Consider the following 13374-nt stretch of genomic DNA (forward strand, 5'->3'; position numbering starts at 1 on the left):
CAACCTTAGCGAAAGCACTGCGGGTTCTGCGCATAACGACGTGCGTATTGATGTGCCTCATACCGGTTTTACCGCCGGTTCCCTGTTTGACAGGAGAGAGCATCATGGTTCCTACCTCATTTTTCCATAGTCCATCGGGCTGCAAAGCCATAGGCTCGGCTGCCCGCGTGGGCAGCTGCGAGACCACGGCCTTGCGACTGGTCGGCCCTGCGTTGCCGGCGCTCAGTCGCGGCAGGTTTGGCATGACGCTTGCACTTACAACATTGAATCCACTGGAGTGACCCCATGAAAAAATCGAAACTGGTAATGGTCGGCAACGGCATGGCGGGGGTTCGCACCATCGAGGAATTGCTCAAGGTCGCACCCGAGCTGTACGACATCACCGTCTTCGGTGCCGAGCCGCACCCCAACTACAACCGCATCCTGCTCAGCCCGGTGCTGGCCGGCGAGCAGACGCTCGACGAGATCGTGCTGAACAGCTGGGACTGGTACAAGGACAACCACATCACGCTGCACGCCGGCAAGAAGGTTGTTGAAGTCGACCGCGTCCGCCGCGTCGTGCGCGCCGACGACGGCACCGAAGAGAAATACGACCGGCTGCTGATGTGCACCGGCTCCAACCCCTTCATCCTGCCGGTGCCCGGCAAAGACCTCCAGGGCGTGATCGCCTACCGCGACATTGCAGACACCAACGCGATGATCGAAGCCTCCGAGAAATACAAGAAAGCCGTGGTGATCGGCGGCGGCCTGCTGGGCCTGGAAGCGGCCAATGGCCTCATGCTGCGCGGCATGGAGGTTACCGTGGTTCACGTCATGCCCTGGCTCATGGAGCGCCAGCTCGACGATGTAGCGGGCAAGCTGCTGCAAAAGTCGCTGGAAGACCGCGGCCTCAAATTCATGATTGGCGCGCAAACCCAGGAACTCACCGGCGGTGCCGATGGCCGTGTCAAGTCCATCAAGTTCAAGGACGGCACCGAGCTCGACACCGATCTCGTGGTGATGGCCGTGGGCATCCGCCCCAACACCGAACTGGCCGAAAAGATGCGCCTGCACTGCAATCGCGGCATCGTCGTCAACGACACCATGCAGACCGTGACCGATGCCCGCATTTACTCGGTGGGCGAGTGCGCTGCGCACCGCGGCATCGCCTACGGCCTGGTGGCGCCGCTGTTCGAGCAGGCCAAGGTGGCCGCCAATCACCTGGCGCAGTTCGGCATTGGCCGTTACACGGGCTCGCTCACCTCCACCAAACTCAAGGTCACCGGCATCGACCTGTTCTCGGCCGGCGAGTTCATGGGCGGCGAAGGCACCGAAGAAATCGTGATGAGCGACCCCTTCGGTGGTGTCTACAAAAAACTCGTGATCAAGAACGACAAGCTGATTGGCGCCTGCCTCTACGGCGACACCGTCGACGGCAGCTACTACTTCAAGCTGTTGCGCGATGGGCGCAGTATTGGCGACATTCGGGACAAGCTGGTATTTGGCGAATCCAACATAGGCGATGCCGGCCACGAAGGCCACAACAAGGCGGCCGCCATGCCCGACGAGGCTGAGGTCTGCGGCTGCAATGGCGTGAACAAGGGCACGATCTGCAAGGCGATCAAGGAAAAAGGCCTGTTCACCCTGGATGAAGTGCGCAAGCACACCAAGGCCAGCGCCTCCTGCGGCTCCTGCACCGGTTTGGTCGAACAGATTTTGATGTTCACCGCCGGCGGTGACTATTCAGCCACGCCCAAGCTCAAGGCCATGTGCGGCTGTACCGATCATGGCCACCAGGCCGTGCGCGACGCCATCCGCACCAACAAGCTGCTCACCATTGCCAGTGTGCACAAGTTCCTGGAATGGAAGACGCCCAACGGCTGCGCCACCTGCCGCCCGGCCGTCAACTACTACCTCATCAGCACGTGGCCCAAGGAAGCCAAGGACGACCCGCAAAGCCGATACATCAACGAGCGCAGCCACGCCAACATCCAGAAAGACGGCACGTATTCCGTCATCCCGCGCATGTGGGGCGGCGAGACGACCGCCGACGAACTGCGCCGCATCGCCGACGCGGTGGACAAGTACAAGATCCCGACGGTCAAGGTCACCGGCGGCCAGCGTATCGACCTGCTCGGCGTGAAGAAGGAAGACCTGCAGAACGTCTGGAAGGACATCGGCATGCCTTCCGGCCACGCCTACGCCAAGGCGCTGCGCACGGTGAAGACCTGCGTGGGCAGCGAATGGTGCCGCATGGGCACGCAGGACAGCACGCAGATGGGCAAGGACCTGGAGCGCGCGATGTGGCGCATGTACGCGCCGCACAAGGTCAAGTTCGCGGTGAGCGGCTGCCCGCGCAACTGCGCGGAGTCCGGCATCAAGGACGTGGGCATCATCGGCGTGGATTCGGGCTGGGAAATGTACATTGCCGGCAACGGCGGCATCAAGACCGAGGTTGCCCACTTCTTCACCAAGCTCAAGACCGCAGCGGAAGTGCTGGAATACACCGGCGCCTTCTGCGAGTTGTACCGCCAGGAAGGCTGGTACCTCGAGCGCACCGTGCACTATGTCAACCGCGTCGGCCTCGACTACGTCAAGAAGCGCATTCTGGAGGACCACGCCGGCCGCAAGGCGCTGTGGGAGCAGCTGCAGTTTGCACTGGACGGCGAACCCGATCCGTGGTTCGAAGCCGACAAGGCGTCGGTGGACACCCGCCAGTTTGAGAAGCTGCCGGCCTGAGCGCGCAGACATAACAAAGAACAAAGGAATACTGATGATCAAGCGAAGAATTTTCATTGCGTCTGCGGCCCTGGTCGGCGTGACGGCTCACTCGCAGGTGGCCGATATACACGATGCGATCAACAAGGCGGGTCGCCTGCGCATGCTGTCGCAGCGCATGAGCAAGGCTTACCTGGCCCTCATCCAAAAAGTGGAAGCCGGCAGTGCCCAGCAGGTGCTGGACCGCTCGATGGCCACGTTCGACCGCCAGCTGGTCGAGCTGAAGGCCTATGCGCCCAGCCCGGACATTCGCAACACCTACGCCAAGCTCGAAGGCGCCTGGAGCGAATTCAAGTCCGTGCTGGTCGGCACCGTGCCCGGCAAGGAACACGCGCCCCAGTTGATCCAGCTGGACGCGAATATCCTGGCGCTGGCCCACCAGGGCACGATGCAGTACGAGCAGGCCGCAGGCAAGGCCACGCTGGGCAAGCTCGTCAACATCGCGGGCCGCCAGCGCATGCTGTCGCAGCGCATGGCCAAGTTCTACCTGGCCAATGCGCTGCATGTGGACCCGCAGGGCAGCATTGCGGAAATCGGAAAGTCGCGCGCTGAATTCGTGGCCGCGCTGGAAGTGCTGCGCAAAGCGCCCGAGGCGACCTCGAAGATCAAGGAAGAACAGACCCTCGCCGACGCGCAGTGGATCTTCTTCGACCAGGGCCTGCAGCGGCTGGACGGCGTGCGATCCTCGCCAAAAATGATGGCCGATGTGTTCGTGTCCAGCGAAAACCTGCTGAGCGTCATGGACCGCATCACCGGTATGTACACCAATATCAACGCATAAAGAGCCCCATCATGAGTGAATGGAAAAAAATCTGCCTGGTCAATGAGATCCCCGTACTCGGCTCGCGCCGGGTGGCGCGCGCAAAAGGCATCGATGTCGCCGTGTTTCGCAATTCCGAAGACCAGGTGTTTGCACTGCTCGACCGCTGCCCGCACAAAGGCGGCCCCCTGTCGCAGGGGATTGTCTTTGGCACCAGCGTGGCCTGCCCGCTTCACAACTGGACGATTGGCCTGGATGACGGCTGCGCCAAGGCGCCAGACGTAGGCTGCACCACGAAGTTTGCGTGCAAGGTGGAAGCTGGCGACGTGTTCCTGGATGCGGTCGAGCTGGCCACGCTGGCGGTCGATGTGAAACCGCCACGCGCCGGCCCGGGTGCATCGTCGGGCGCCATCGGCGACGAAAGCTTCAACGTGCAGACACCGCACACGGCGTGAGCCCAGGGGACGTCGCAAATTCAATGACAAACACCGCCGTGCAAGAAACGCGATCCCTCCGCCCCTGCTGCCATCCAGCCGCCGGGGCAGCTGATCGCTTTGTGTTAACGTCCACATACAGCCGGAGCTCCGCTGACCATGGCTGATACGCGATCTACCTGTCCCTATTGTGGTGTCGGCTGTGGTGTGATCATCGAATCGCAAGGGGACCAGATCACGGGTGTGCGCGGTGATCCGGACCACCCCGCCAATTTCGGGCGCCTGTGCACCAAGGGCTCGACCCTGCACCTGACGGCCTCGGCGCCTGTCACGCGGCAAACGCGCCTGCTGTACCCAATGCGGCGCGAGCACCGCCGCGAGGCGGCGCAACGCGTGTCGTGGGACAGCGCGCTGGACTTCGCCAGCGAGAGCTTTGCGCAGATCATCCGCGACCACGGACCGGATGCCGTAGGCTTTTATATTTCGGGTCAGTTGCTCACGGAGGACTACTACGTCTTCAACAAGCTGGCCAAGGGCTTGATCGGCACCAACAACGTCGACACCAACTCGCGCCTGTGCATGAGCAGCGCGGTGGCCGGCTACAAGCAGACGCTGGGCGCCGACGCCCCGCCCGCCTGCTACGACGACGTGAACCATGCGCAGTGCATCTTCATCGTGGGCAGCAACACGGCGTACGCACACCCCATCCTGTTCCGGCGCATTGAAGATGCCAAGGCCAAGAGCCCGCAGCTCAAGATCATCTTCTGTGATCCGCGCCGCACCGACACGGCCGAGATTGCCGACCTGTACCTGCCCATTCAGCCCGGCACCGATGTCTCGCTCTTCAATGGCATGCTGCACATCATGCTCTGGGAAGGCTGGGTCCAGGCAGACTACATTGCTGCCCACACCAGCGGTTTTGAGGCGCTCAAGGCCACGGTACGCGACTACACGCCCGATCTGGTCGCCGAAACCTGCGGCATCAGGAAAGAAGACCTGTTCACGGCGGCCAAACTGTTTGCCACCTCGGCCGCCACTCTGAGCCTGTACTGCCAGGGCCTGAACCAGTCCAGCAGCGGCACCGCGAAGAACGCGGCGCTCATCAACCTGCACCTGGCCACGGCGCAGATCGGCAAACCGGGTGCGGGCCCCTTCTCGCTCACCGGCCAGCCCAACGCCATGGGCGGCCGCGAGGTCGGCGGACTGGCCAACCTGATGAGCGCCCACCGCGACCTGGCCAATGCAGACCACCGCGCTGAAGTTGCCGCGCTCTGGGGCGTGCCCAGCGTTCCCGAAGCCCCCGGCAAGACAGCGGTCGAAATGTTCCAGGCCGCCGCCGACGGCGAAATCAAGGCCCTGTGGATTGCCTGTACCAACCCGGCCCAGTCCATGCCCGACCAGGCCACCGTGCGCCGCGCGCTGGAGCGGGCCGAGTTCGTCGTGTTGCAGGAAGCCTTCGCCACCACCAGCAGTTGCGATTACGCCGACCTGCTGCTGCCCGCCACCACCTGGGGCGAGAAAATCGGCACCGTCACCAACAGCGAGCGCCGCATCAGCCGTGTGCGGCCGGCCGTGCCCGCCCCCGGCGAGACCCGGCATGACTGGTCGATTGCCGTGGCCTTTGCGCAGCGGCTGGAGAAACTGCTGGGAGCGCAGAGCCCTCACCCCAACCCTCTCCCAACGGGAGAGGGAGTCATACAAGAGACACAAGAGAAAAGCAATTCACCTTCTTCACTCCCTCTTCCTCTGGGAGAGGGCAGGAGTGAGGGTGCGCAAACAGGCTCGCTCTTTCCTTATTCGCTAAGCGATGAAGCGGCTGGCGTTGAAACCATCTGGAACGAACACCGCGAATCCACCCGCGGCCGCGACCTCGACATCACCGGCATGAGCTACGCCATGCTGGAAGAATCGCCCCAGCAATGGCCCCTGCGCGAAGGTGAAACCACGGGCAAGGTTCGCCTGTACGAAGACGGGATCTTCCCCACCGCCGATGGCAAGGCCAAATTCGTCAACACCGTCTACAAGCCGGTGGCCGAGCCGCGCGAATCCCGCTATCCGTTCTCGCTGACCACCGGGCGCCTGCGCGACCAGTGGCACGGCATGAGCCGCACCGGCACGCTGGGGCGGCTGTTCGGCCATGTGGCCGAGCCGGCCATCCAGATGAACGCGCAGGACATGGCTCGTCGTCTGCTCAATGAAGGCGACCTGGTTCACGTCACCTCCAAGCGCGGCTCCATCGTGGTGCCGGTGCAGTCCAGCAGCGAGATCGGCATGAGCCAGGCCTTCATGGCCATGCACTGGGGCGAGGAGTACCTGAGCGGCCGGTCCAGCACCGGCGCACCGCTGGCCGGCGTCAACGCCCTCACCACCTCGGCCTACTGCCCCAGCTCCAAGCAACCCGAGCTCAAGCATGCCGCGGTCAAAATCCTCAAGGCCGAACTGCCCTGGTCGCTGCTGGCCATGGCCTGGCTGCCCGAGGACGACGCGCTGGGTGCGCGGGAACAGCTCAAGCCGCTGATGGCGGCGTTTCCCTTCTCCAGTTGCGTGCCCTTTTCCAACAACACGCCGCTTGCGCAGAGCAGCCGCGAACGCACCGGCCTGCTGTTTCGCGCCGCAGCCGATGAAGCACCGTCCGCCGAAACGCTGGCCAGCATCGAACGCATTCTGGGTCTGGCCGGCAGCGACGCGCTGCGCTATGCCGACAAAAAGAAAGGCCAGCACCGCACCGTGCGGCTGGTTCGCAACGGCGATCAGGCCGAGCTGGCCGGGTTTGTGCTCGCCGGCGACACCAGCGCCCAGGCGTGGATCAAGACCCTGCTGCAGGACGAACTCCCGGCACAGACCTACGGTCGCCTGCTGCTGCTGCCCGGCGCCAAACCGCCTGTCACGGTGCAGTCGCGCGGCAAACAGGTCTGCACCTGTCTGAACGTGACTGACACGGCCATCGCCGATCACCTGACCGCGCTCAGCCATGGTGAGGGCGGAGCCGGCTACCTGGGCACCGACGAGGAGCGCCTGGCCTCGCTGCAGGGCGCACTGAAATGCGGCACCAACTGCGGCTCCTGTGTCCCTGAACTCAAACGGCTGGTGCGCTCCGCCAGAAGTGGGCAACCTCCCGGGGCGGGGCCCGCCGGGCGTACGGTGATCCCGATCCGGCAGCTCGCTTAAGCTCATAATGAAAAGTTATCTTTCTTGACAGACAATTGCCTCATGGGCATTAGTCAGTACATCAAGGTCATCGGTCGTGGCAAGCAGGGCGCGCGTTCGATCACGCGCGAACAGGCGAGCGACCTGTTCGGCCAGGTGCTGGACCGCACGGTGACCGATCTCGAAATTGGCGGCTTTTGCCTGGCCATGCGCATCAAGGGCGAAACCCCGGAAGAGATGGCGGGCTTTCTGGACGCCACCTACCAGCGGCTGAGCCACCTGCCCGCTACCGACCGACCCCTGGTCGTGCTGCCCAGCTACAACGGCGCCCGCAAGCTGCCGGTGCTCACGCCCCTGCTGGCGCTGCTGCTGGCGCGCGAAGGATTGCCGGTGCTGGTGCACGGCACAGCCACCGAGTCCAGCCGGATTTTTGCATCAGACGTGCTCTCAGCCCTTGATATCCACGCGCTGACAGCTACCAGAACCATCGCATGCGGCGAGGTGGCCTTTGCCGCCACCGAACTGCTTTGCCCCGGCCTCAAGCAGTTGCTGGACGTGCGGCGTGCCGTGGGGCTGCGCAACCCGGCGCACAGCCTGGTCAAGATCATGAACCCCTGCCTGGGCAAGGCGCTGGTGGTCAGCAGCTACACCCATCCCGAATACGCGATTTCCATGGGGCAGATCTTCGAGCTCATCGGAGCCAACGCCCTGCTGCTGCGCGGCACCGAGGGCGAGGTGGTGGCGGACGCGCGCCGCACACCGCAAATGGAAGCCTTTATCGCCGGCCGGCGCACTCTGCTGCAGGCCGCGCAGCCGGGCACCCTGGCCAGCGTGCCAGACCTGCCTAAAGAAATCGACAGCGCCAGCACCGCCGCGTATATCCGCGCGGTCCTCTCGGGTACACATGCCGTACCCGCATCGATTGCCCGGCAGGTGGAACATATCTTGCAACTGGTCTCGCAACTATGAAAAGCAAAATCCAACCCGCCCACCATGACAGACGCAACCTGATGCCCGGCGGCAAGTGCCTTCTTGTCGGCGCCGGCCCGGGCGACCCGGAGCTGCTCACCCTCAAGGCCCTCAAGGCCATCCAGAACGCCACCGTCCTGCTGGTCGACGACCTCGTCAGTGACGAAATCGTCGCCTTTGCGCGACCCGGCGCGCGCATTGTCCATGTGGGCAAGCGCGGCGGCTGCAAATCCACTCCGCAGGCCTTTATCGAAAAGCTCATGATCATGGCGGCCCGGGAGGGCGAAAACGTCGTACGACTCAAGGGCGGCGATCCCTTCATCTTCGGCCGCGGTGGCGAAGAAGTCGAGCACCTGAAGGCTGCCGGCGTGGAGGTGGAAGTCATCAACGGCATCACCGCCGGGCTGGCCGCCGTGACCTCGCTGGGCGTGCCGCTCACGCACCGCCAGCATGCGCATGGCGTGGTGTTTGTGACCGGCCACGCCAAGCCCGGTGATGCCGGCACCAACTGGGCCGCCTTGGCGGCAACGGCAGCGCAAGCCAGGCTCACCCTGGTGATCTACATGGGTGTGACGGGTTCACAGCACATCCAGGACCAGCTGTTGCAGGGCCTGCCCGCAGACACCCCGGTGGCCATCATCCAGAATGCCAGCCTGCCCGGCCAGCGCCACGCGGTCACCACCCTGGCCAGCATGCGCACCACGATCGCTCGCGAGCACCTGCAGAGCCCCAGCGTGATCGTGGTGGGCGATGTACTGCGCGGCGTGGCCCTGCTGGCCGAGCAACCGGAAGAGCAGAACCTGCGGGAGTTTGGTTGAGGCGCTGAGGCCCCTGAGCCCTGCGGTCCGCGATGACCGTTGAGCCACGAGGTGGCATGCAGGAGTGCCGGCGTGCTTCGTTACTCGCCCCACTCCATATTTGAACGCGACGCGCTTCGCCTCCCGTACGCACTCGCTTCGAATTTCATGGACTTGACATGCAGACCGGCTATGCTCCGCATTTTTGATCGGACGATGCCCATGTCAACCCGCCTATTGGCCGGCGCCCTGCTGGCGCTCAGTGTGGCCTGCGCCCAGGCGCAAAGCTTCTCATTCGGCCTGTGGGGCGACATGCCGTACCAGAAAGCCGGTGACGACGCCAAAATTCCCGCACTGCTCAAAAGCATCAACCAGTCCGACATCGCCTTCTCGCTGTATGACGGCGACATCAAGGACGGCAGTTCCCGGTGCACCGATGACATTTACACGTCGGCACTGGCCATGTTTGGCCAGATGAGACGACCCGTCGTGTATGTGCCCGGGGACAACGAATGGACCGACTGCCACCGCCTCAACAACGGCGGCTACGATGCGCTGGAGCGTCTGGCCCATCTGCGTAAAACCATGTTCCCCACGTCCCGCAGCCTGGGCAAGCGCCAGATGCCGCTGATCCACCAAGGCCAGCCAGCCGAGAAGTTTTATGAAAACACCCGTTTCAGCCATCACCGGGTTGTCTTCGTCTCCCTGAATATGCCCGGCAGCAACAACAACCTGATCCTGGACGAACGGGATTGCACGTTTAAAAGCGCCCGCACCGCCGTTCAATGCGAGGCTGGCAATGCCGAGTACCTTGAGCGCGACGCGGCCAACGTGCAATGGATGCAGCAGGCTTTTCAGGCCGCCAGGGAGCAGAAAGCGCGTGGCATCGTTCTGGTGATGCAGGCCGATCCTGGGTTTGACTTGCCGGAAACCGAAGACCTCGACGAGAGCAAGGCGGCCAGGTTCAGCGGCTATCGCAACTTCATCGACAAGCTGACCGCCGAGACGGAACAGTTCGCCGGCCAGGTCTTGCTGGTGCATGGCGACACGCATTTCTTCAAGGTGGACAAGCCGCTGTACAGCCCCGGCAAACTGCTGCCCAACCTGACCCGCCTGGAAACCTTTGGCAGTCCGCTGATCCACTGGGTGCGCGTCACGGTGAATCCGAAGCATCCAAATGTTTTCACTATCCATCCCGTGATCGTCAAGCAATAAGCCGACAAGCTCCCGGCACAAGCTGCAAGCCACCATGCCGGCGGGCTACACTTTCGTGTTTTAAAAGCGCAGCTGTCGGCCACGGCCTGACGGCGGGATTTTTTGGCGGACAGGCCAAAACATCCATCACGTATTGCTATGCTTTTTATAGCTATTTGCGCTCGTCGTTTGTGTATTACCCGGGCTAGAGGCCAATTTGACTCAGAAATTTGATGTGGTGGTTATCGGCGCGGGCGCGGCTGGACTGTTTTGCGCCGGGATCGCGGGGCAGCTGGGCCTGAAGGTGCTGCTCGTCGACCACAGCGAAAAGGTGGCCGAGAAGATCCGCATCTCGGGCGGCGGCCGCTGCAACTTCACCAACCGCGAGGCCTCCCCGGCGCAATTTCTCAGCGAGAACCCGCATTTTTGCCGCTCGGCCCTGTCGCGCTACACGCCGCAGGACTTCATGGAACTGCTGCAGCGCTACGGCATCCCCTTCCATGAAAAGCACAAGGGACAGCTCTTTTGCGACCATTCGGCCGAAGACGTGATCAACCTGCTGCTGGCCGAGTGCGCTGCCGGCCAGGTGACACGGTGGCAGCCCTGCAGCATCAAAAGCATGGCCGGCCCGGAGCAGACGGGCACAGGCAGCTATCTGATGCAGAGCGACCGCGGTCCCATCGAAGCCCGGCAGGTGGTCATTTCCACGGGCGGGCTCTCCATTCCCAAAATCGGTGCCACCGATTTCGGTTACCGCATCGCCAGGCAGTTCAACCTGCGCCTGGTGGAGCCCCGGGCCGCCCTGGTGCCACTGACCTTTGACGGGGATGGCTGGGCGCCTTATGCCGGGCTGGCAGGCCTGGCGCTGCCGGTACGGATTGACACCAGCCCGCTGGAGGCCACGCCCAAACAGCGCAAAAAGGCGGTGGTGTTTTCGGAAGACCTGCTGTTCACCCACCGCGGGCTGAGCGGCCCGGCGGTGCTGCAGATTTCCAGTTTCTGGCGCGAAGGCCAGCCGGTACGCGTCAACCTTGCGCCCGGCGTTGATTTGCCCGCGTTGCTGCTGCGCGCCAAGGCCACGTCGAAAAAACTGATCGCCAACGAACTGGCCAGCCTGGTGCCCAGCCGCCTGGCAGACGCCTGGGCTAGCCAGGACCCGGCGCTGCAGCGCCCTATCAGCGAGGCCACCGACAAGGCCCTGCTGGCGCTGGCGCAGCGCCTGGCTGACTGGGAGCTTGTGCCCACCGGCTCGGAAGGCTACAAAAAGGCGGAAGTCACCGTCGGCGGCGTCGACACCCGCGACCTGTCCTCGCAAACCATGGAGTCGAAGCAGCCGGGCCTGTATTTCATCGGCGAAGTGGTCGACGTGACCGGCTGGCTGGGCGGCTACAACTTCCAGTGGGCCTGGGCGTCGGCTTTCGCCTGTGCGCAGGCACTGGCGCAGCGCCAAACCGGGATGTCGGCCTGATCCGATCCGCAGCCCCTCAGCAGCGCCCCTCGGGGGGACGGAGCTACACGCAGTGAGCGACGTGGGGACTCTCCAACCCAGCCGGGGCCGCGGGACTGGCTTTGCCAGACCGCAGGCGCAGCGGCCCCCTCGGGGGGCAGCGAGTTACGCGAAGCGAACAAGCGTGGGGGCCATATTTCTGGTCTATAATCCAAGGCTTTGCTAGCAAACCCGCATCTGGCCTGATCCTGATCAGATCACTTAAAGATGCACCTTTTGGATCAATTCATCAATGACCACTATCCGTGTAAAAGACAACGAGCCCTTCGACGTGGCTCTGCGCCGTTTCAAGCGCACCATTGAAAAACTCGGCCTGCTGACCGACCTGCGCGCCCGCGAGTTTTACGAAAAACCAACGGCCGAGCGCAAGCGCAAGAAGGCTGCCGCCGTCAAGCGTAACTACAAGCGCATCCGCGCCATGCAGTTGCCCAAGAAGTTGTACTGATCCCCGATCGGTAGCGCCTCACGGCCACCCAAAGCCCGCCAGAGGACGCTCTAGCGGGCTTTTGTGTTTTTGGCACCTGCTCCTGCTGCCGGGCCTTGCCGCTTTCACGCTGCCCCCCCTGGCTTCCCGTTCCCCCGCCCCATTCCCCCACCGCCCTCAGGAGCCCGCAATGTCACTCAAAGACCAGATCACCGAAGACATGAAAACCGCCATGCGCGCCAAGGACACGGAGCGCCTGGGCACCATCCGCCTGCTGCTGGCAGCCATCAAGCAAAAAGAGGTTGACGAGCGCGTGGTGCTCGACGATGTGGCGGTGGTCGCCATCGTCGACAAACTGATGAAGCAGCGCAAGGATTCCATCGAGGCGTTCCAGAAGGCCGCACGCACCGACCTGGCCGACAAGGAAGCGGCCGAACTGAAAGTGCTGCAGGCTTACCTGCCCGCGCGCCTGAGCGCCGACGAAGTCACTGCCGCGGTCAAAGCCATCGTGGCCGAGCTGGGCGCCAGCGGCCCCGGTGACATGGGAAAGGTCATGGGCGCCGTGAAGACCCGGCTGGCGGGCAAGGCAGACATGGGCCAGGTGTCTGCCGCGGTGAAGGCAGCGCTGGCCGGTTGAGCCTGTACTACTCCACCTGCGCTACTCCACCCGCACAGGCACCGACACCGGTTCAACCAGTGTTTTTCCCGGGTTGACGTTGTCCATGAAATCCAGCTTCAGGGTGTAGGCACCGCTCGGCGGCGCCAGCCATACCTCGGACTGGCCATTGGCAAAATTCATTTCCGCCGGCTTGAGGCCACCCTGAGGCGTCAGCGTCAGCCGAAAATGGCCGGTGTCCTTTTCTTTTTGGCTCAGATGAGCGACGTTAAGCCCGGAAGCCTGAAACTGCACCCTGAAAGGCGACTTCAGCCGTGCATCCGGCGCCATGTTAAGCAGGCTGATGCCTTTTTTGACAAGGCTCTTGGGGTCCACGTCCTTGTTGTGGCGCGTCACCGTGATATTCAAGGGCTTGCTGTAGACGAAATGCGGCAGGTGCTTGTCATCGGCCAGCAGCAGCCGCAGCGAATAGACGCCTGGCGCCAGGTTCAGCACCGTCTCCATCTGCCCCTTGCCAAAGTGGATGTACTGGTCATTGAAAGGCAGGGCCTGCTTGAAGTCGAGCGGCAGTTCGCGATTGACCAGCAAGTGGTGGTGGCCGCTTTTCCCCGCGATGGGCTTGCTGATGGGCGCCAGCCCCCAGCCACCCGCCAACCCGAAGGTCATGCGAAACGGCGTCTCGATTTTCGCGCCGTCCTGCAGGTTGGTGAAATACGCTTCGGCGGTGAGCCGGGGCAATGCCGCTTGCCAGGGGTGCAAGGGTGCAGCG

At 63.3% G+C, this 13374-nt stretch carries 11 protein-coding genes; 10 read left to right on the plus strand and 1 reads right to left on the minus strand.

What is annotated here, in order from left to right:
- Positions 1-285: 285 nt before the first annotated feature.
- The 10 genes from nirB (at position 286) to AC1DS5_RS12465 (ending at position 12626) form a co-directional block, all read left to right on the plus strand.
- Positions 286-2718, plus strand: a complete 2433-nt coding sequence (nirB, locus tag AC1DS5_RS12420) for a nitrite reductase large subunit NirB (RefSeq protein ID WP_477718566.1) — start codon at positions 286-288, stop codon at positions 2716-2718.
- Positions 2719-2752: 34 nt separating this feature from the next.
- Positions 2753-3538, plus strand: a complete 786-nt coding sequence (locus tag AC1DS5_RS12425) for a type IV pili methyl-accepting chemotaxis transducer N-terminal domain-containing protein (protein ID WP_477718567.1) — start codon at positions 2753-2755, stop codon at positions 3536-3538.
- 11 nt (positions 3539-3549) lie between these two features.
- Complete coding sequence (gene nirD / locus AC1DS5_RS12430; RefSeq protein ID WP_477718568.1) at positions 3550-3972, plus strand: nitrite reductase small subunit NirD; 423 nt, start codon at positions 3550-3552, stop codon at positions 3970-3972.
- A gap of 138 nt (positions 3973-4110) precedes the next feature.
- The gene (locus tag AC1DS5_RS12435) at positions 4111-7119 is read left to right on the plus strand and encodes a nitrate reductase (RefSeq protein ID WP_477718569.1); all 3009 of its coding nucleotides are present in this window, start codon (positions 4111-4113) and stop codon (positions 7117-7119) included.
- 42 nt (positions 7120-7161) lie between these two features.
- The gene (gene ybiB / locus AC1DS5_RS12440; protein WP_477718570.1) at positions 7162-8067 is read left to right on the plus strand and encodes a DNA-binding protein YbiB; all 906 of its coding nucleotides are present in this window, start codon (positions 7162-7164) and stop codon (positions 8065-8067) included.
- Positions 8064-8885: a uroporphyrinogen-III C-methyltransferase gene (cobA, locus tag AC1DS5_RS12445; RefSeq protein ID WP_477718571.1), complete on the plus strand. Its 822-nt coding sequence runs from the start codon at positions 8064-8066 to the stop codon at positions 8883-8885. The genes ybiB and cobA overlap by 4 nt, the downstream gene beginning before the upstream one ends.
- A gap of 201 nt (positions 8886-9086) precedes the next feature.
- A complete protein-coding gene (locus AC1DS5_RS12450; protein WP_477718572.1) occupies positions 9087-10079 on the plus strand; it encodes a hypothetical protein in 993 nt (330 codons plus the stop codon).
- 196 nt (positions 10080-10275) lie between these two features.
- Complete coding sequence (locus AC1DS5_RS12455) at positions 10276-11526, plus strand: BaiN/RdsA family NAD(P)/FAD-dependent oxidoreductase (protein WP_477718573.1); 1251 nt, start codon at positions 10276-10278, stop codon at positions 11524-11526.
- 271 nt (positions 11527-11797) lie between these two features.
- Complete coding sequence (gene rpsU, locus AC1DS5_RS12460; RefSeq protein ID WP_011484193.1) at positions 11798-12010, plus strand: 30S ribosomal protein S21; 213 nt, start codon at positions 11798-11800, stop codon at positions 12008-12010.
- 169 nt (positions 12011-12179) lie between these two features.
- Positions 12180-12626 (plus strand): GatB/YqeY domain-containing protein, encoded by a 447-nt coding sequence (locus AC1DS5_RS12465; protein WP_477718574.1) that lies wholly within the window; start codon positions 12180-12182, stop codon positions 12624-12626.
- A 21-nt stretch (positions 12627-12647) separates the two neighbouring features.
- Here the strand turns inward: AC1DS5_RS12465 and AC1DS5_RS12470 are convergent, their stop codons facing one another.
- Positions 12648-13343, minus strand: coding sequence for a DUF4399 domain-containing protein (locus AC1DS5_RS12470; protein ID WP_477718575.1), 696 nt, complete (start codon positions 13341-13343; stop codon positions 12648-12650).
- Positions 13344-13374 lie beyond the last annotated feature (31 nt).

The sequence above is a fragment of the Polaromonas sp. P4_H1 genome, assembly GCF_056400945.1.